This window comes from Janthinobacterium sp. TB1-E2 (genome assembly GCF_036885605.1).
GTDB lineage: Bacteria > Pseudomonadota > Gammaproteobacteria > Burkholderiales > Burkholderiaceae_D > Janthinobacterium > Janthinobacterium aestuarii.
This window is the reverse complement of the sequence record NZ_CP142523.1, coordinates 2,260,359-2,280,091: the sequence shown is the minus strand read 5'-3', so window position 1 is coordinate 2,280,091 and position 19,733 is coordinate 2,260,359. Positions and strand designations below refer to the sequence as shown.

Here is a 19,733-nt window from a genome sequence, read left to right as displayed (position 1 = left end):
TTTTAGGCCTTCAGATGCGTCAGGCCGCCCATGTACGGGCGCAGCACGGCCGGGATCTCGACGCTGCCGTCTGCCTGCTGGTAATTTTCCAGCACGGCGACCAAAGTGCGGCCCACTGCCAGACCGGAGCCGTTCAGGGTGTGCGCCAGTTCCGGCTTGCCGGCGGCGTTGCGGAAACGCGCTTGCATGCGGCGGGACTGGAAGGCTTCGCAGTTCGACAGCGACGAAATTTCGCGGTAGGTGTTTTGCGCCGGCAGCCACACTTCCAGGTCGAAGGTCTTGGTGGCGCCGAAACCCATGTCGCCCGTGCACAGCGACATCACGCGGTATGGCAGGCCCAGGCGTTGCAGAATCGTTTCCGCGTGGCCGACCATTTCATCGAGCACCTGGTACGAGGTGTCCGGATGCACCACTTGCACCATTTCCACCTTGTCGAACTGGTGCTGGCGGATCATGCCGCGCGTGTCGCGGCCATAGCTGCCCGCTTCCGAACGGAAGCATGGCGTGTGGGCCGTCATTTTCAGTGGCAATTGATCGAGCGCGAGGATTTCATCGCGCGCGATATTCGTCAGCGATACTTCCGACGTCGGGATCAGGTAGAAGGTCTCGCCCTCGCCTTCCGCGCCGCCTTTTTTCACCGAGAACAGATCGGCTTCGAATTTCGGCAGCTGGCCCGTGCCGCGCAAGGAATCGGCGTTGACCATGTACGGCGTATAGCATTCCGTGTAGCCATGCTCGTCCACGTGGGTGTTGAGCATGAATTGCGCCAGCGCACGGTGCAGACGGGCGATGCCGCCCTTCATGACGGAAAAGCGCGAACCGGTCAGCTTGGTGGCCACTTCGAAGTCGAGACCCAGCGGGCCGCCCACGTCGACGTGATCCTTGACCTCGAAATCGAAGCTGCGTGGCGTGCCGACCTTGCGCACTTCCACGTTGCCCGACTCGTCCATGCCCACAGGCGACGATTCGTGCGGCAAATTCGGCACGGCCATGATGAAATCGCTCAGCTTGGCTTGCACCACGGTCAGGGCCGCTTCATCGGCTTTCAGCTCATCGCCCAGGCCGGCCACTTGTGCCATCACGGCCGAGGTGTCTTCCCCCTTGCCTTTCAACATGCCGATTTGCTTGGACAGCGCATTGCGCTTGCCCTGCAGCTCTTCGGTGCGCGTCTGGATCGCCTTGCGTTCGGCTTCGAGGGCGGTAAAACCTGCCACGTCGAGCTGGAATTTGCGCGTCGCCAGGCGTTCTGCGACGGTGGCGATGTCTTTACGGAGAAGTTGGATATCTATCATGGGTGGATGGCGGTGCCGATGTATCGAAAGCACTCATTGTACCAAGACCCGTTCAGTTCTTTATGAGTTTTGCACATGGCCGGCCATCGTCATGGCGGCATGGCTGGGCACTCGCGCCCGCTTTACATCCAGCGCTTAGATAAAGGCGGCTTTTTCGGCAGCGGTCAGGCGGCGGGCGCTGACGGTGACGACAGGCATCGTGCTGTCGGCAGCCTGGGCGATCACAGTGCTGCTGGCGCTCACTTCCACGGTATTCGCGCCGGCGGTGGCGAAGCTGGCGCCGATGGCAATGATGGCGGCGGCGACAAAGGTGATTTCCATGTTTTTCAGTGCGTTCATGATGTAACTCCTGGTTGGTTTGTGTGGTTGACTGCTGCTGGTATGGTGGTACTTTAGCCAACGGCCACAAACAACGCCACCGGCTTGCGACCAGCAGCGAAAAACAGGGAGTGAACGGTGAAAAACAGGGACTGAAGCGCAAAGAATAGTTACAAGGCGTCCTTGACCAGGCGACCGAGACGGTCAATCGCCTGCTCAATGCGCGGCGTCCACGGATTGCCGCAATTGAGGCGCAGATAATTGCCGAACTTGCCCGAGGCCGAGAACAACTGGCCCGGCATGTACGCCACGCCGTCCGCGATAGCCTGGCCGTGCAGGGCCAGCGCATCGATTTGCGGCGGCATCTGCACCCACAGCACGAAACCGCCCTGCGGCTCGGACAGCATGCAGTCCGCCGGAAAGCTGGCCGCCACGGCGTCGGACATGCGGGCGATGCGCTGCACCAGGGTGCGCCGCATCTTGCGCAGTTGCTGGTCGTAGCTGCTGCCTTCCAGAAAATCGGCCAGCACGGCCTGGAAGAAATGGCTGGTGGCGCCGCTCGACACGGTTTTCAGCAAAGCCACTTCCTGCGCGAAGCGGCCGGCCAGCACGTAACCGACACGCGACGCAGGAGTAATCGCCTTGGAAAACGAAGAGCACAGCAGCACATTGCCGCTCGTATCGTAGGCTTTCACGGGCCACGGCCGCTGTGGGGCAAAGCACAAATCTCCATATACATCGTCTTCCACCAGCGGAATATTGAATTCCGACAGCAGCCCCGCCAGGCGCTTCTTGTTTGCTTCCGGCATCACGCAACCGAGCGGGTTGTTTGCGTTCGGCACGAACAAACACGCCTGCACGAGGCCTGCGCGCAGGGCCAGCTCGAGCGCGTCGAGCGACGGCCCCGTCTTCGGGTCGGTGGGGATTTCCAGCGCCTTCATGCCCAGGCTTTCGATCATCTGCAGCAGCACGAAATACGTGGCCGACTCGATGGCAATCGTGTCGCCCGGTTTGGCGACGGCACGCAGGCACAGGCTGATTGCTTCCGTGCAGGAATTCGTCACGACGATCTCGTACGGGTCCAGCTTGCCCCAGTCCAGCGCGCGGCGCGTCACCTGGCGCAGGAAATTGCTTTCGCTGACGTCGTAACAGCTGACCTTGCTCAATAAAGCGGGCTCGCGCCGCGCCACGGCGCTGATGGTGCGCTGCATGCGCTTGATGGGCAGTATCTCGTCGGGCGGCCAGGCCGTGCCCAGCTGTACGATATCGGGCGCCTCGTTTTCCTTCAGCACGCGCATCAACAGGTTGTTGATGCCGACAAAGGCCGGCTCCTTCAAATGCTGGGCGTCCGCGCTGCACGGGCGGCGCGGCGCGCGGTGGCGCACGAAATAGCCGGACTGGGGCCGCGCATCGACTTGCCCCCGGTCTTCCATCAGGCGCAAGGCTTGCATCACCGTGCTGACGGAAATGCGCTTTTGCTGCGCCAGGTGGCGGATCGACGGCAGGCGGTCGCCGGGCGCGAACACGCGCGAGTCGATCAAGGCGCCCAGTTCGTTGGCCAGGTGCTCGTACAGATTCAAATGCGCGCTCATGTTCATCCCTTCAGTATGCGGCTCGAGCGCGTGGCCGGCACAGATACAGTTGCCGAGTTTTTTGACAAGCACAGTGTACGACAAGGGACACTGTATGCATCACAATTTCGTTTTCCTGCATCTGTCATGGTTCGCGGCAAGCGCCTAAGCTGTTCCTGTCAGCACAACAGGAGCGATGCCATGCATACCGACCACGAATTACGCAGCGAACGGCCTTTGCGCCTGGAAAAAGCGCACGCCAGGGTCATCGAATGCCTGTCCGGCACGGCGTGGATCACGGCCTACGCCCAGTTCGAGGATTGCGTGCTGCGCAGCGGCGAACGCTACACGATACCGAACGACGGCCTGGTGCTCGTCGAAGCCGTGGGTAGCGGACACATCCGTGTGCATGGGACGGCCGCACCGCGCCCCACCCTGCTGCGCTGGCTGAACCTGGCACTGCCTCACACACTGATCACAAGGAATACATGACACAAGCTCCACTGCGCGTCCTCGTCACGGGCGCCGCCGGCATCATCGGCACCGCTTTCTGGAAGCGCCGGCACGGAGAATTCTCCCTGCGCCTGGCCGACCTGCACACAGGCAAGCTGGCCGAAGCACCCTGCCCATCCATCAAGCTCGACGTGGCTGACTATGCCGCCTGCCTGGCCGCCTGCGCCGATATTGACGTGGTGCTGCACCTGGCCGGCGTGCCGCACGCCAGCGCCGATTTCGATGCGCAATTGCTGCAGCCGAACATCGTCGGCACGCACAACATCTTCCGCGCGGCACAGGAACAGGGAGTGAAAAGAGTGGTGCTTGCCAGCAGCGCGCAAGCCATCGAAGGCTATCCGCTGGACGTGCAAGTGCAGGAAAGCATGCCGGCGCGCCCCGCGAACATGTATGGCGCCAGCAAGGCGTTTGGCGAAGGCGTGGCCTCGGCCTTTGCGCACCAGCACGGCATGACGGCGATTGCCGTGCGCATCGCCAACGTGGCCCACTTTGCGCCAGGCCAGCAGCACAGCGCACGCGACATCGCCGCCTTCATCAGCGAGCGTGACGTGGTGCAACTACTGGCCCGCTGCGTGACGGCGGACGTGCCGGCCGGCTACCACGTCGTGCATGGGGTGTCGGACAACCGCTACAAGCGGCTGTCGATTGCGGCGACGCGCCAGCTGGTCGGCTATGCGCCGCAGGATGACGGTTTCACCCTGCTGGGGCTGTAACCTCAGCCCTTGCCGGCTGGTTTTCCTGCTTTTCTGTCCAGCTCGCGCAGCCACGCCAATTTATCGGCGATCTTGCTTTCCAGACCGCGCGGCACGGGCTGGTACCAGCCCGGTTCGGCCATGCCGTCCGGGAAGTAGGTTTCGCCAGCCGCATACGCATCAGGCTCGTCGTGCGCGTAGCGGTAGGCGTGGCCGTAACCGAGTTCCTTCATCAGCTTCGTCGGTGCATTGCGTAGATGCACGGGCACTTCCTTCGACTTGTCTTTCTTGACAAACGCCATCGCCGTATTGAAGGCGTTATAGCCGGCATTGCTTTTCGCGGCAATCGCCAGGTAAATCACCGCCTGGCCCAGCGCCAGCTCGCCTTCGGGCGAACCCAAGCGTTCATACGTTTCGGCCGCATCATTGACCATGGTCAGGGCGCGCGGGTCGGCCAGGCCGATGTCTTCCCAGGCCATGCGCACGATGCGCCGCGACAGATAGCGCGGGTCGGCGCCGCCGTCGATCATGCGGCAAAACCAGTACAGGGCAGCATCGGGGTTGGAGCCACGCACGGATTTATGCAGCGCGGAAATCTGGTCATAGAAATTGTCGCCACCCTTGTCGAAGCGGCGCGAATTGAGGGTCAGCGCATTGTCGACGAAGGCCGCGTCGATCCTGGTCGTACCCGTCGAGCTGGCGGCCGTCTCGGCCTGTTCCAGCAAATTCAGGAAACGCCGCGCATCGCCATCCGCATAGCCGATCAGAGTATCGGCGGCCGCCTCATCAAAGCTCAAGTGCGCCAGGGCCGTGGACTGCGCCTTGGCCAGCAACTGTTTCATCTCGTCTTCGTTAAGCGATTTCAACACATACACTTGCGCGCGCGACAGCAGTGCCGAGTTCACTTCAAAGCTGGGGTTTTCGGTGGTGGCGCCAATAAACGTCACCAGGCCCGATTCGACGAAGGGCAGCAAGGCATCCTGCTGCGACTTGTTGAATCTGTGAATCTCGTCGACGAACAATAATGTGTGCTTGCCGAACTGGTCCAGGCTGTGGCGTGCCTGATCCATGGCCGCGCGGATATCTTTTACGCCGGCGAACACGGCCGACAGGGCGATGAACTCGCTGTCGAAGGCATTGGCCATCAGGCGCGCCAGGGTGGTCTTGCCCACGCCGGGCGGCCCCCACAAAATCATCGAATGGGCCTTGCCCGCCTCAAACGCGAGACGCAGAGGCTTGCCCACGCCCAGCAGATGCGTCTGGCCGATGACTTCATTCAGGGTAGCCGGCCGCAAGGCTTCGGCCAAGGGCTGGCGCGGTGCGGTGGAAAAGAGATCCGCCATATTGAGTTACCTAATAAGAATGCAAAAGCCCCGCATTGCTGCGAGGCTGGCTCATACGCAAGGCGCGACAGTCTTAATTGTTGATGACGTCGGCGCCCTTGGGCATGACAAATTTAAAGTGATTGGCAGATAAGGCCGGATTTTTCTGGAAGTTCTTGAACGCCAGCACCGACGTCTGCCCGAACGAATCGCGCAATTCCATCGCTTCCGGCACGCCATTGCGCAGGCCGATGGTAATTTCGTCGAACGTCGTGTCCTTGGCTTTCGGTGTCGCTTTCAGCCATTCCAGGCCATCGCGCGTGCCCGCTTCGGCCAAGGTAAAGTTCTTTTCCAGGTCGTTGCTGCCGAACAAAATCGCCGCTGGCGAGGAACCGAGCGCGTCGCCCAGTTTCTTGACCGTCACCTGGCTCAAGTCCTTGTCGTAGATGTACAGCTTGTCGCCATCGGCTTGCAGCAGCTGCTCGTACGGCTTCAGATAGGTCCAGATGAACTTGCCTGGGCGGGCAAACTCGAACGTGCCGCTGGCCGGCGTCGACACTTTCGCCTTGCCGCCGGCGTCAGCCTTCTTGACCTGGCGCTGCACGAACTCGCCCTTGGCCGACTTGGTGCCGGCCGCAAAGCTCTTGAATTGCTCAAGCGCGCTGGCCGAGGCGCTGGCCGCAAACAGCAGGCTGCAGGCAACGCTGGCCGCGCCGATCATCATTTTTGCTGCGAAAGTCGTGTTCTTCATTCTGTTTACCCTTGTTCACTACTGGCCGCCGGCACCAGGATTTCCCTGTTGCCATTGGATTGCATGGTTGATACCACCCCGCTCTGCTCCATCTGCTCGAGCAGACGGGCGGCGCGGTTGTAGCCGATGCGCAAATGACGCTGCACCAGCGAAATCGAGGCGCGGCGGTTTTTCAGCACCACCGCCACCGCCTGGTCGTACAGGGCATCGGCCTCGCCGCCGCCCTCGCCAGGCACGCCGCCTTCAGCGCCGTCGCCTTCCAGGGTGCCGCCTTCGAGGATGCCCTCGATGTAATTCGGTTCGCCCTGCAGCTTGAGATGGCTGACAACGCGATGGACTTCTTCATCGGACACGAACGCGCCGTGCACGCGCATCGGCAAACCAGTGCCGGGCGGCATGTACAGCATGTCGCCCATGCCCAGCAGGGTTTCCGCGCCCATCTGGTCGAGAATGGTGCGCGAGTCGATCTTCGACGATACCTGGAAGGCGATACGCGTGGGGATGTTCGCCTTGATCAAGCCCGTGATCACGTCTACAGATGGGCGCTGTGTGGCCAGAATCAAGTGCAAGCCGGCGGCGCGCGCCTTTTGCGCGATACGCGCGATCAATTCCTCGACTTTTTTACCCACCACCATCATCAAGTCGGCCAGCTCGTCGATGATGATGACGATGGTCGGCAGTTTTTCCAGCGGCTCCGGCGAATCCGGCGTCAGGCTGAACGGATTCGGGATATGTTCTTCACGCTTTTTCGCGTCGGCAATCTTCGCGTTGTAGCCAGCCAGGTTACGCACGCCCATCTTGCTCATCAGCTTGTAGCGGCGTTCCATCTCGTTCACGGCCCAGTTCAGCGCGTGGCCGGCCTGGCGCATGTCGGTCACGACGGGCGCCAGCAAGTGCGGAATGCCTTCGTAGACGGACATTTCCAGCATCTTCGGATCGATCAAAATCAGCCGTACGTCGAGCGGGTCGGACTTGTACAGCAGCGAGAGAATCGTCGCATTGATGCCCACGGATTTACCGGAACCGGTGGTACCGGCCACCAGCAAGTGGGGCATTTTCGCCAGGTCGGCCACGACGGGTTTACCCGCGATATCCTTGCCCAGCGCAATCGTCAGGCTGGAGACTCCATCGTTGTAGACCTTGGAGCCGAGGATTTCCGTCAGGCGCACGATCTGGCGCTTGCTGTTCGGCAGTTCCAGCGCCATGTAATTCTTGCCAGGAATGGTTTCCACCACGCGGATGGAAGTCAGCGACAGCGAACGGGCCAGGTCGCGCGCCAGGCCCACGATCTGGCTGCCTTTGACACCCGTGGCCGGCTCGATTTCATAGCGCGTGACGACGGGGCCGGGGTAAGCGGCCACTACCTTGGCATCCACGCCAAAGTCCGACAATTTCTTTTCGATCAGGCGGCTCGTGAATTCCAGCGTTTCCACGGACACGGTTTCCACCACGGGCGGCGCTTCATCGAGCAAGGACAACGGCGGCAGCTTGCCATCGCCCAGGTTCTCGAACAGATGGGCCTGGCGTTCCTTTTCCACGCGCTCCGATTTCACCACCGTCACCACCTGCGGCTCGATCTTGACAGGCGGCGCGGCCACATGCTTCTCCACGTGCTTGGCACGCTCGATCACCACCACTTCGTCGCGGCGCACGGCGGCCACTTCGCCCTGGCGGCGGTCTTCGCGGTCCTGGTAGCGCAGCACGAACCAGTTGACGGCGTCTTCGATGGCGCCGCCGATGCGTTCAGCCACTTGCAGCCAGGATACGTGGAAGAACAAGCTGAAACCCAGGCCGAACAGCAGCAACAGCAGCAAGGTCGCGCCCGTAAAGCCAAAGGCCACGTGGGCCGAGTGCCCGACCAGCTGGCCCAGCACGCCGCCCGGATCGCGCGGCAGCTGCACGTGCAAGCTTTTTGCCATGCGCAAGTATTCGAGTCCCATGCTGCCGATCAGCATGATGGAGAAGCCGACGATGCGAATCAGCATCTCGACATGGTGCTCGCGCTCCACCTCTTCCTCTTCCAGCAGGAAGCGCTTGCTCAGGCGGCGATAGCCATGCCATACCGTGCGCAGCAGCCACACGCACCACCACCAGGCGGAAAAGCCGAAGATATACAGCAGCAAATCGGAAAAGGTCGCACCGAGCTTGCCGCCCAGGTTGGCCACCTTGTCGACATTGGTGGCGTGCGACCAGCCGGGGTCGAGCTTGTTGAAGCTGGCCAGGATCAGCACGAAATACAAGGCAAACGCGGCCAGCGCGAACCAGCGCGCCTCGGACAGCAGCCGCACCAGCCGGTTGGGCAGCGGGCGGCGTTCGACCGGTTTTCGGGTGTAGCTATTTTGATTGGCCTGGGCTGGTTTAGTCATTCTGGGAAGCGCTGCAAGGTGAAAAATGTTTCTGAAAGGGAATTTCCCATAATAAGGAAGTATTCTAAGCCATATATGCCCCGGACGGCCCCACGATTCGTCGCTACAGGCGGCTTGGTCTATAATCGTGGATTGCTTGCGCAAGCGCAATACGCCCTTGTTCTTCGCGCGTATGCCCCCAATTCGGATAGACCCCACTCATAGAGAAGCCTCCCATGACCACTACCAAACACGCCCGCGTTTTGATCCTCGGCTCCGGCCCAGCCGGCTACAGCGCCGCCGTCTACGCCGCCCGCGCCAACCTGAACCCGATGCTGGTGACCGGCGTGGAACAAGGCGGCCAGTTGATGACCACCACCGACGTGGAAAACTGGCCTGGCGACCCGATGGGCGTGCAAGGCCCGGACCTGATGCAGCGCTTGCTGCAGCACGCCGAGCGTTTCAATACGGAAATCGTGTTTGACCACATCCACACCACGTTCCTCAATGAAAAACCGATCCGCCTGAAGGGCGACAGCCACGAATACACGTGCGACACCCTGATCATCGCCACGGGCGCGTCCGCGCAATACCTGGGCCTGCCATCGGAAGCGGAATTCATGGGCAAGGGCGTATCCGCCTGCGCCACCTGCGATGGTTTCTTCTACCGCAACCAGGAAGTGGCCGTCGTCGGCGGTGGCAACACGGCCGTCGAAGAAGCGCTGTACCTGTCGAACATCGCCAATAAAGTCACGCTGATCCACCGCCGCGACAAGTTCCGCGCGGAAGCGATTTTGATCGACCGCCTGAACGCCAAGGTTGCCGAAGGCAAGATTGTGTTGAAATATAACCACACTCTGGACGAAGTGACGGGCAACGAAGGCGGCGTGACGGGTCTGAACATCAAGTCGACCATCGACGGCAAGGTCGAAGCCCTGAGCGTGCATGGCGTGTTCATCGCCATCGGCCACAAGCCGAACACGGGCATCTTCGAAGGCCAGCTGGACATGCACAACGGCTACATCAAGACCAAAACGGGCCTGGAAGGCATGGCCACGGCCACCAGCGCACCGGGCGTGTTTGCCGCCGGCGACGTGCAAGACCACATCTACCGCCAAGCTATCACCAGCGCCGGCACCGGTTGCATGGCAGCACTGGACGCCCAGCGCTACCTGGAAGGCCAGGAGTAAGCGTCGCATGGCGTCGATGAAAGACTTTGCCGACCTGAAAGCGGTCAGCAAGCAACTCAAGGAGCAGGCGGACGCGCGCGCGCAAGCCGCGGCTGAACGCGCTCAGCAGGTCAAGGTGCAGGCCGTGGAGAGCAATCTGTTCAAGGCCAGCATCGGCGGCGTCAAGCGCCTGCCCGAGTCGGACCGCTACGTGCCCAGCCTGCCCAAGGCGGGCGCCATGGCGGCCCAGCAGCCGGCGCGCAAGTTGTCTCCGGAAGAGGACGATGCGGCCGTGCTGCGCGAGTCGCTGTCGGACTTGTTCGAAGTCGATCATTACCTGGAAAACGATCCGGCCCTGAACTACGCCCGCCCCGGCGTGGGATCGGACGTGGTCAAGAAGATGCGCAAGGGCCACTGGCCCATCCAGGATGAGCTGGACTTGCACGGCTTGCGCCGCGACGAGGCGCGCGACGGCATCGGCGCCTTTTTGAACCAGGCGACGCGGCGCAAGCTGCGCTGCGTGCGGGTCATCCACGGCAAGGGTTTCGGCTCGAAAGGCCAGGAACCGGTCTTGAAATCGATGGTGCACAGCTGGCTCGTGCAAAAGGATGAAGTCATCGCCTTTTGCCAGGCGCGCCGCTCCGAAGGGGGCGATGGCGCGCTGGTCGTATTGCTTTCTTCGGCCCTGCAGCCCATCCGCTGAGCACCGCAGCAAGAAATTACAATTCAGTAACAAGTTAGCTCATGCGCACGGCCCCCGTTTGTCACCATTCGGGGCCGTGTCATGTTAACCTGTGACAATTATTTCCTGCTTAGCGTCTCGTTCACGCGCTCCACCCATGATGCCACCCCAATTGCCGCCTGGCTCGCTGATCAAGATCATTGAGGTCATCGCCATCCTGGTGGGCGCGTTTTCCGGCTTCATCGAAGCGCGCCGCAAGCGCATGGACCTGGTCGGCGTGTTCGTGGTGGCCTTCATCACGGCATTTGGCGGGGGCACTTTGCGCGACATCCTGCTCGACAAGCGGCCATTGTTCTGGGTCTCGCACCAGGAATACGCGATTCTCATCTTCGTGCTGGCCCTGACGGCCGCGCCCTTGATCCAGCACTTGCGCCAAATCGTCTCGGAACGCCTGATCGTCATCGCCGACGCCATCGGCCTGGGCATGTTCGCCATCGCGGGCGTGGCCGAAGCGACGCGCGCCGGCATGCCGCTCTTCATCGCGTCGATGATGGGGGTGATTACGGGGATTTTTGGCGGCGTGATGCGCGACATCGTCTGCAACGAAGTGCCGATGGTATTTCGCGACGGAAAACCGTACGCGATCTGCGCGTTCTTCGGCTGCTGGGCTTATCTGCTGCAGATGCACTTCGGCGCCGAGCACGACTTCGCGCTGTGGACCAGCGCCAGCGGCATCACGATTCTGCGCCTGATTTGCTGGAAATTCGATATGCGGCTGGGGCGCTGATGCGCCAACCGGCAACGTTGTTGGCGGCGCATGTCGGCTTACGCGCTGGCGCGCTAAGCCGACCTACGGCACGACACACATTGCTGCGCGTAGGTCGGATTAGGCTCAAAGAGCCGTAATCCGACAACATTGCTGGCCCAGACTTACACCGCGTCCGGGCCGGTTTCACCCGTACGGATGCGTATCACCTGCTCCACATCGCGCACGAAGATCTTGCCGTCGCCGATCTTGCCCGTGCGGGCTGCCTTGATGATGGCGTCGACCACCAGTTCCGACACGCTGTCATCCACCACCACTTCGACTTTGACTTTCGGCAGGAAGTCGACCACATACTCGGCGCCACGGTACAGCTCGGTATGGCCCTTCTGGCGGCCAAAGCCCTTCACTTCCGTCACGGTCAAGCCCGTCACGTTCACGTCGGCCAGCGCTTCGCGTACTTCGTCAAGCTTGAATGGTTTGATGATGGCGGTAATCTGTTTCATGGCTACTCCTTAAAATTGTTAGATTGTGGACAGATGGCTGCTTATTCGTAGAACTTCGACGTGATCGGATAACGCCAGTCGCGGCCAAAGCCACGGTGCGTGACGCGGATGCCCACTGGCGACTGGCGCCGCTTGTATTCATTGATCTTGATCAGGCGCGTGATTTTCGCCACGTCGGCCGGCGGGTAGCCAGCCTCGATAATCTCGGCGATCGGCCGGTTTTCTTCCATGTACAGCTGCATGATGCCGTCGAGTACGTCGTATGGCGGCAAGGAATCCTGGTCCAGCTGGTCGGCGCGCAATTCAGCCGACGGTCCGCGCGTCAGGATGCGCTCGGGTATCACGTCCGACGCGCTGTTGCGGTACGCGCACAAACGGTAGACGAGGGTCTTCGCGATATCCTTGATCACGGCAAAGCCGCCCGCCATGTCGCCGTACAAAGTGCAATAACCGACAGCCATTTCGCTCTTGTTGCCCGTCGTTAGCACGATGCTGCCATGCTTGTTCGACAGGGCCATCAGCAAGGTGCCGCGGATGCGCGCCTGGATGTTTTCTTCCGTCGCATCTTCCGCCAGTCCGGCGAACTCGTCAGCCAGGGTGGCGCGGAAGGCGTCGAAGGTGTGCTTGATCGGAATTTCATCGTAGCGCACATTGAGGCGTTTTACCATGTCGCGCGAATCGATCCACGAGATATCGGCCGTAAATTGCGATGGCATCATGACGGCGCGCACCTTGTCGGCGCCCAGCGCATCGACGGCAATCGCCAGGGTCAGGGCGGAATCGACGCCGCCCGACATGCCGATCAGCACGCCAGGGAAACCGTTCTTGCCGATATAGTCGCGCACGCCCAGCACCAGCGCCTGGTACACCTGCGCCTCGGTGGTCAACGGCGCGGCCAGCGGCTGCCGCACGGGCGTGGCGCCGTCGAATTCGACCAGCTGCAAGTCTTCCTCGAAGTGGCGCAGCTGGGCGCACATCGTGCCGGCCGCATCCATCACGAAGGAGTCGCCGTCGAAAATCAGTTCATCCTGGCCGCCGACGAGGTTGGCGTAGACCAGGGCCATGCCTTGCGCGCAGACGTTCCTGCGCATGGTGTCATAGCGCAGATGCTGCTTGTTCATGTGGTAGGGCGAGCCGTTCGGCACCAGCAGCACTTGCGCGCCGGCCGCGCGGGCGCGCATCGGCGCGTGCTCGAACCACGTGTCTTCGCAAATATTGATGCCGAAACGCACGCCCTTCACGCCAAACACGAATGCCTGGTCCGACGACGTAAAGTAACGCTTTTCATCGAACACGGTCGTGTTCGGCAAATCATGCTTGCGGTAGGTGCCCAGTACTTCGCCGTTCAGCAGCACGGAGGCGGCGTTGTGGCGCACGCCTTTCTCGTCTTGCAGGGGCAAGCCCACCACCACGTGCAGATCCTTGAACTGGGCCAGGTCGGCAGCCAGTCCCGCAAACGCTTCCTGCGTTTTTGCGTAGAATGCATTGCGCAGCAATAAGTCCTCGGGTGGATAGCCGACCAGCGACAGTTCCGGCGTGAGCACGATATCGGCGCCCGCTTCAAAGGCGCGGCGGGAAAGGTCGAAGATCTTGGCACGGTTGCCTGCCAGATCGCCGACCGTACTATTCATTTGAGCAATTGCGACTTTGACTGTCATGATGATGATGGATATTTTCGTTCTATTAAACAAGACAGGGGCGCGCAGGCCGGTGGCGGCGCCCCGAGAGTGATGAATGCACACTACAACAATGAATTATCGCACGGCTATCGTCACTACCCTGGCTGAAATTGGCGAAGCGGCCTGGTCTGAACTGCTGGCACGCCAGGCGGAGGCCAATCCCTTCCTTTCCTACGCCTTCTTGCACGCGCTGCACGAGTCCGGCTGCGCCAGCGCGGATACGGGCTGGCAGCCGAATTACCTCGTGCTGTGGCAAGGCGAAACCCTGGCCGCCGCCCTGCCCCTGTACCTCAAAATGCACTCGTATGGCGAATACGTGTTCGACTGGGCCTGGGCCGACGCCTATCGGCAGCATGGCCTTGAATATTACCCGAAACTGCTGTCCGCGATTCCATTCACGCCCGTGAGCGGCACGCGCCTGCTGGCCCGCGATGGTCAGGCCCGCGCCGCCCTGCTGGCATTTCTGCAGGCGCAGCAGCAAGCGGCCGACGTATCGTCCTGCCACATCCTGTTCCCGCCGGAAAGCGAAGCGCGCCAACTGGAGGAAGCTGGCTACCTGATGCGTAGTGGCGTGCAGTTTCACTGGCTCAATCCCGGCTACACGGATTTCGAGCAATTCCTCGCTACCCTCGAGCACAAGAAGCGCAAGAATATCCGCGCCGAGCGGCGCAAGGTGCGGGAAGCAGGCGTCACCATGCGCCAGGTACGCGGAACGGAGGCCACGGACGCGGACTGGAAACTGTTCCACCGCTGCTACAGCAATACCTATGCGGAACACCGCTCCTCGCCCTATCTGTCGCTGGACTTCTTCCGACGCCTGGGCGCCAGCATGCCGCAGAACATCTTGTTGGTGATCGCCGAGCGCGAAGAGCGGGCCATTGCCGCCTCGCTGGTGATCCACACGGCTGACACCCTGTATGGCCGCTACTGGGGCGCGCTCGAGCACGTGCCCTGTCTGCATTTCGAGACGGCGTACTACCAGCCGCTGGAGTTTTGCATCGCCAATGGCATCGCCACCTTCGAAGGGGGCGCCCAGGGCGAGCACAAGATGGCGCGCGGCTTCCTGCCGCAAAAGACGTGGTCCGCCCACTGGCTGGCGCACCCGGCCTTTGCCGACGCCGTGCAGCGCTTCCTCGAACGCGAACGGGGCGGCATCGATGCCTACCTCGATGAATTGAACGAGCACAGTCCGTTTCGCGCATAAAAAAACGCTCCCGGCCATGACTGGCGGGGAGCGTTCTTCTTACTCGGTGTTCTTAGGCTTTGGCGGCGTCGGTCTTGAACGCTGCAACGCCGTTCAGGATTTCTTCCTTGGCCACTTCAGGGCCATACCAGCCGTCGATCTTGACCCATTTGCCTTTTTCCAGATCCTTGTAGTGCTCAAAGAAATGCTGGATCTGGCGCAGGCGCAGTTCGTTCAAGTCTTCCGGCTTTTGCCAGTGGCTGTAGATCGACAGGACCTTGTCGACTGGCACGGCCAGCACTTTTGCGTCTTCGCCCGACTCGTCGGTCATTTTCAGCACGCCGATAGGACGGCAGCGCACGACCACGCCCGGGATCAGCGGGAACGGGGTGATGACCAGCACGTCAACCGGGTCGCCATCCGGCGACAGGGTGTTCGGCACGTAGCCGTAGTTGCACGGGTAATGCATGGCGGTACCCATGAAGCGATCGACGAAGATCGCGCCGCTTTCCTTGTCGACTTCGTACTTGATCGGATCGGCATTCATCGGGATTTCGATGACGACGTTGAAATCGTTCGGCAGGTCGCGGCCGGAAGAGACGTTATTCAAACTCATGGGATTCCTCATTAGCAGGTGGTGTTTTAACCGCGCAATTATAGCGAAGTACAGGCCGCTTGTGCGGCGCAGCAGCGGCTCGCCGGCGTTTTGCGCGTCCTGCCAGCAACAGTGACGCGCCCGGCCTGTTGGACTGCGCAGCCTGCCGTCGAGAGTAGAAACAGATCACCGAAAATAATAAGTAGAAACACTTAAGCATTACTACGGTCAGTCCCGAGTTAATATCGTCAATATCCGCCTATGTTCATTTCAATATCACCATGCGGCAGACATGGTTATTATATTTGATATTGCATTTTATGCAGCCACTTATAACAACAGCGCCAGTCTTATTCTCCCCGCAATACGGGCGCATGACGACGTCGCCGCGTCAACACACGCCTCCAGCCCGGGAATCTCCTCTTCCAGCATAATATTTGCGCTTATTTGAAGCATTTATTTATTCAAATGGCGAACCTTCCAAAAAATGGCACGACCAGAAGACAATCATCAATTCTGATAAACTGTCACATTCTGGTGTTTCCAAAACTTCGCATACTCTGCAAACAAAGCCTTCGCTAGATTCAATATGGCGCATCACGCGCCACCGATAAATCCTTGCAAAAAGGAATATGATGATTCCCTCTTTCCGGCCCGGGCCTTTATTAAAGGTCACCGGCGTTATTTTCATTCTGTTTGGCCTCGCCCTGCTGGGCGGCGGCATCTGGCTGGCCTCTCTGGGCGGCTCCTGGTACTACCTGCTGGCCGGTATCGGCATGCTCGTTGCCGGCGCGCTGGTCTTCCAGGGCAAGCGCAGCGCGCAACCGTTCATGGCGCTGCTGCTGCTCGCCACCCTCATCTGGTCCGTCATTGAAGTGAAATTCGACTGGTGGCAATTGCTGCCGCGCCTCGACATCTGGTTTGCCGCCGCCGTCTGGCTGCTGCTACCCTTCGTCAACCGCCGCCTGGCGCCAGCCGCCGCGGCGAAACAGGGACAAGCGGGCAAGACGGCGCTTTCCGCCGCCGTGGCCCTGACCGTCATCGCCGGTGTCATCGCCCTGTTCCAGGACTACCATGACCTGCATGGCGACGTGCCTGCCGAAAACATGGCCGCCACGGCCACGGGCGACCTGGCACCCGGCGTCGAGCACAATGACTGGTCCGCGTATGGCCGCTCCGGCTATGGCGACCGCTATGCCCCGGCCGCGCAAATCACGCCGGCGAATATTTCCGGCCTGAAAGAAGCCTGGACCTACCACACGGGCGACTTCAAGGGACCGAACGACCCGGGCGAGATCGCCAACGAAGTGACGCCGCTGAAGGTCAATGACATGCTGTATTTGTGCACGCCGCACAATATCGTCATCGCCCTGAACCCGGACACGGGCAAGGAAATCTGGCGCCACGATCCGAAGATCAACCGCGACGCGGCCAGCTACCAGCACATGATCTGCCGCGGCGTGGCGTACTGGGACGTGAACGCGGGCCGCGCGAAGAACAATCCAGCCCCCGAAGCTGCCGGCATGGAATGCCCGCGCCGCATCCTGGCGCCAACCATGGATGGCACCATGATCGCCGTCAACGCCGATACGGGCGAGTCGTGCAAGAGCTTTGGCAACAACGGCGTCGTCAACCTGTACAAGAACATGGCGATGATCAAGCGCGGTTTCCTGATGCCGACCTCGCCGCCGGCCGTGTCGCAGAAAATGGCCGTGATCGCCGCCAGCGTGACGGACAACCATTCGACGGAAGAGCCATCGGGCGTGATCCGCGGCTACGATCCCGTCACCGGCAAGCTGATGTGGAACTGGGACCCGGCCACGCCGGAAGATACGCAACCCTTCCCTGAAGGCAAGAACTACACCAACAACTCGCCGAACTCGTGGGGCGTGGCCAGCATCGATGAAAAGCTGGGCATGGTCTACATCCCGATGGGCAATGAAACGCCCGATACCTGGGGCGGCAACCGCAACAAGAATGGCGAGAAATTCAACAGCGCCATCGTCGCGCTGGACCTGGCAACGGGCAAGGTGCGCTGGGTCTACCAGACCGTGCACCACGATATCTGGGATATGGATATCGGCGGCCAGCCGAGTCTGGTCGACATCGACACGCCGAAAGGCAAAGTGCCATCCGTCGTGGCCACGACAAAACGCGGCGACATCTACGTGATCGACCGCCGCGATGGCAGCCTGGTCGTGCCGGCGCCGGAAAAACCCGTGCCGACGAGCAATCCTGCCGCCGGCGACACCCTGTCGCCCACGCAGCCGTTCTCGGCCCTGACCTTCCTGCCTGAACGCAACATCAGCGAAGCGGACATGTGGGGCACGACACCGTTCGACCAGCTCGCCTGCCGCATCATCTTCAAGGAACGCCGCTATGAAGGCCCGTTCACGCCGCAAACGGCTGGCAAGGGCGCCGTCATCTCCCCGGGCCCATTGGGTATCTTCGAATGGGGTGGCGCGGCCATCGATCCCGTGCGCCAGTTGTTGATCGTCAACCCTGACTACATGGGCTTCCTGGAAAAACTCGTACCGCGCGCGGAAACGACGGCCAAGGGCGGCACCGGTGGCGAAATGGGCTTGCAGCCGCAGACGGGCGTCCCGTTCGCCGTGGAAATCAAGGCATTCCTGTCGCCGCTGGGCTTCCCGTGCCAGGCACCGCCGTGGGGCTATGTGGCCGCCGTCGACCTGCGCACGATGAAAAAAGTGTGGATGCACAAGAACGGCACCACGCGCGACAGCGGTCCCGTGCCGATCCCGCTACCACTGGGCGTGCCCAGCCTGGGCGGCATGGTCACCACCGGTGGCGGCGTGACCTTCCTCAGCAGCACGCTCGACTACTACATCCGCGGCTACGACGTCAGCAACGGCAAAGTGATCTGGAAAGCCCGCTTGCCAGCCGGTGGCCAGGCTACGCCGATGAGCTATGTGTCGAACAAGTCGGGACGCCAGTTCGTCGTCGTCATGGCCGGCGGCCACGGTTCGCTGGGCACGAAGATGAGCGATACCCTGGTCGCGTATGCCTTGCCCGAAGGTGCCGCCGTACCGAAAAAGTAAAGCGCGAAGAAGTAAAGTAGCAAGCTAGCAGCGCAAAAAAAAGCCGTTCAGTCTGCACTGAACGGCTTTTTTACGTCTGAAGAAACAAGTGGCTTACAGGATGGTTGCCAAGGCGCACTGCCGGTAATGGGCGGCAGCCTGTTCCGTCTGCTGCAAGGCGTCGTGCATCTGCGCCAGCTTCAGGTGGGCGTCGCGCACCATCTGCGGCTCGTTCGCGTCCGACAAGGCCTGCTCCAGGTGGCGCTGGGCCTTGCCCCACAGTTTTTGCTTGAGGCACAAAGTGCCCAGGGTCAGCGCCAGTTCCGCGTCGAGCGGACGCTGTTTCATCCATTGCTCGCAATGCTCGATCTGCAGCAGCAGGGCCGGCGTGCCGCTTGGCGCCGCCGCTTCGCGGTAGGCGCGCACAACGCGCTCGTCCCAGTCGGCGGCCAGCGACTCTTCGCACACGAGGCGCGCTTCATCGTGCAAGCCGCGCGCATTCAGGGCCGTGGCGGCGCGGCAGGCGATGTACGGCTTGACCCGGTCGCTGCTGGGCACGGTGGACCACACGCGCATCAAGGATTCCGCGTCATGCGACGGGTCGGACAGCAAATGGTCGTAGGCCAGCTCACGCAGGCGCGACGACAGGGCCGGATGCAGGGCGCGGTGCTTGTCGAGCGAGCGCACCAGGCGCAGCACTTCCGGCCAGTTCTTCGCCTGCTGTTCAGCCTTGAGCGACCATTGCAGCGCGTGGATGTGGCGCGTGCCGCTGGCATTGAGTTCGCGCACGGCGGCCAGGGCCGCTTCCGGCTGGTGGTCGTCGACCAGCAATTCCGTCACCGTCATCAACCGGGCCGTCTTCAGGCTGGCATCGCCTTCGACGCGGGACAGCCAGCTGTCGCGGCGTTCGGACTGGCGCATGCGGTGCGCGGCGCGCGCGCCGATCAGCGCGGCCAGGCCGGCGTTTTCTTCCAGCTCGGCGGCGCGCAAGGCAGCTTTTTCCGCATGGCCGAAACGGCCTTCGAACAGGGCTTTCAAGGCTTCGCGCAAGCCTTTGTTGCCGTCACGCTCACGCTTGCGCTGGCGGTAGGCCGCCACTTGCGCCGGCATGCGCACGGTGGCGCGCACGGCGCGCACCAGCAGGTACAGCAGCACGAACAGCACGACCTGCAGCAGCAGGAAGAAGTTCAGCGACAAATCGATGCGGTACGGCGGATAGAACAGCACCACGTTGCCGGGGTTGAAACGGGCCGTCACGGCGATACCGATCGCCGCGGCCATCAGGGCGAGTAACCAGAGAAATAGACGCATGGG

The 19,733-nt window shown here is 61.5% G+C and carries 17 protein-coding genes; 7 read left to right on the top strand and 10 right to left on the bottom strand.

Translation table 11 applies throughout. The annotated features are described in order from the left end of the window. Positions 1–2 precede the first annotated feature (2 nt). The 3 genes from serS to OPV09_RS10310 form a co-directional block, all read right to left on the bottom strand. The gene (gene serS, locus OPV09_RS10320; RefSeq protein ID WP_314606863.1) at positions 3–1,292 is read right to left on the bottom strand and encodes a serine--tRNA ligase; all 1,290 of its coding nucleotides are present in this window, start codon (positions 1,290–1,292) and stop codon (positions 3–5) included. A gap of 135 nt (positions 1,293–1,427) precedes the next feature. Then, positions 1,428–1,631 (bottom strand): hypothetical protein, encoded by a 204-nt coding sequence (locus OPV09_RS10315; protein WP_034786145.1) that lies wholly within the window; start codon positions 1,629–1,631, stop codon positions 1,428–1,430. Between the two features lie 149 nt (positions 1,632–1,780). Beyond that, entirely contained in the window at positions 1,781–3,202 is a 1,422-nt protein-coding gene (locus OPV09_RS10310) for a PLP-dependent aminotransferase family protein (protein ID WP_338681541.1), read from the bottom strand. A 180-nt stretch (positions 3,203–3,382) separates the two neighbouring features. Here OPV09_RS10310 and OPV09_RS10305 point away from each other — a divergent pair, with 180 nt between their 5' ends. Together OPV09_RS10305 and OPV09_RS10300 are read left to right on the top strand one after the other, a co-directional pair. Beyond that, complete coding sequence (locus OPV09_RS10305) at positions 3,383–3,673, top strand: DUF2917 domain-containing protein (RefSeq protein ID WP_072454835.1); 291 nt, start codon at positions 3,383–3,385, stop codon at positions 3,671–3,673. Further along, on the top strand, positions 3,670–4,407 hold the full coding sequence (locus tag OPV09_RS10300) for an NAD(P)-dependent oxidoreductase (protein ID WP_338681538.1): 738 nt from the start codon (positions 3,670–3,672) through the stop codon (positions 4,405–4,407). Before OPV09_RS10305 ends, OPV09_RS10300 begins: the two co-directional genes overlap by 4 nt. Positions 4,408–4,409: 2 nt before the next feature. Here the strand turns inward: OPV09_RS10300 and OPV09_RS10295 are convergent, their stop codons facing one another. From OPV09_RS10295 to OPV09_RS10285, 3 genes are all read right to left on the bottom strand, one after another. Next, positions 4,410–5,729: a replication-associated recombination protein A gene (locus tag OPV09_RS10295; protein ID WP_338681536.1), complete on the bottom strand. Its 1,320-nt coding sequence runs from the start codon at positions 5,727–5,729 to the stop codon at positions 4,410–4,412. 73 nt (positions 5,730–5,802) lie between these two features. Beyond that, the gene (gene lolA, locus OPV09_RS10290) at positions 5,803–6,459 is read right to left on the bottom strand and encodes an outer membrane lipoprotein chaperone LolA (RefSeq protein ID WP_070304041.1); all 657 of its coding nucleotides are present in this window, start codon (positions 6,457–6,459) and stop codon (positions 5,803–5,805) included. Between the two features lie 5 nt (positions 6,460–6,464). After that, the gene (locus OPV09_RS10285; RefSeq protein ID WP_319993321.1) at positions 6,465–8,825 is read right to left on the bottom strand and encodes a DNA translocase FtsK; all 2,361 of its coding nucleotides are present in this window, start codon (positions 8,823–8,825) and stop codon (positions 6,465–6,467) included. A gap of 215 nt (positions 8,826–9,040) precedes the next feature. Between OPV09_RS10285 and trxB the strand changes: the two genes are divergently transcribed. The 3 genes from trxB to OPV09_RS10270 all read left to right on the top strand — a co-directional run bounded on the left by trxB (position 9,041) and on the right by OPV09_RS10270 (position 11,442). Next, positions 9,041–9,994 (top strand): thioredoxin-disulfide reductase, encoded by a 954-nt coding sequence (gene trxB / locus OPV09_RS10280; RefSeq protein ID WP_034758671.1) that lies wholly within the window; start codon positions 9,041–9,043, stop codon positions 9,992–9,994. 7 nt (positions 9,995–10,001) lie between these two features. Next, positions 10,002–10,676, top strand: coding sequence for a Smr/MutS family protein (locus OPV09_RS10275; protein ID WP_338681533.1), 675 nt, complete (start codon positions 10,002–10,004; stop codon positions 10,674–10,676). A 136-nt stretch (positions 10,677–10,812) separates the two neighbouring features. Continuing rightward, entirely contained in the window at positions 10,813–11,442 is a 630-nt protein-coding gene (locus OPV09_RS10270) for a trimeric intracellular cation channel family protein (RefSeq protein ID WP_034758680.1), read from the top strand. Positions 11,443–11,585: 143 nt separating this feature from the next. Here the strand turns inward: OPV09_RS10270 and OPV09_RS10265 are convergent, their stop codons facing one another. Next, a complete protein-coding gene (locus OPV09_RS10265) occupies positions 11,586–11,924 on the bottom strand; it encodes a P-II family nitrogen regulator (protein WP_034758685.1) in 339 nt (112 codons plus the stop codon). Between the two features lie 41 nt (positions 11,925–11,965). Further along, complete coding sequence (locus tag OPV09_RS10260; protein WP_338681532.1) at positions 11,966–13,582, bottom strand: NAD+ synthase; 1,617 nt, start codon at positions 13,580–13,582, stop codon at positions 11,966–11,968. 91 nt (positions 13,583–13,673) lie between these two features. On the opposite strand from OPV09_RS10260, the gene OPV09_RS10255 reads away from it, so the two are divergent. Beyond that, positions 13,674–14,807: a GNAT family N-acetyltransferase gene (locus tag OPV09_RS10255; protein ID WP_034758694.1), complete on the top strand. Its 1,134-nt coding sequence runs from the start codon at positions 13,674–13,676 to the stop codon at positions 14,805–14,807. Between the two features lie 52 nt (positions 14,808–14,859). Here OPV09_RS10255 and ppa read toward each other — a convergent pair whose 3' ends face one another. Then, complete coding sequence (gene ppa, locus OPV09_RS10250; protein ID WP_034786159.1) at positions 14,860–15,402, bottom strand: inorganic diphosphatase; 543 nt, start codon at positions 15,400–15,402, stop codon at positions 14,860–14,862. 611 nt (positions 15,403–16,013) lie between these two features. On the opposite strand from ppa, the gene OPV09_RS10245 reads away from it, so the two are divergent. Then, entirely contained in the window at positions 16,014–18,440 is a 2,427-nt protein-coding gene (locus OPV09_RS10245) for a membrane-bound PQQ-dependent dehydrogenase, glucose/quinate/shikimate family (protein WP_338681527.1), read from the top strand. A 93-nt stretch (positions 18,441–18,533) separates the two neighbouring features. On the opposite strand, the gene OPV09_RS10240 is transcribed toward OPV09_RS10245, so the two are convergent. Further along, complete coding sequence (locus OPV09_RS10240) at positions 18,534–19,730, bottom strand: heme biosynthesis protein HemY (protein ID WP_080698801.1); 1,197 nt, start codon at positions 19,728–19,730, stop codon at positions 18,534–18,536. Positions 19,731–19,733 lie beyond the last annotated feature (3 nt).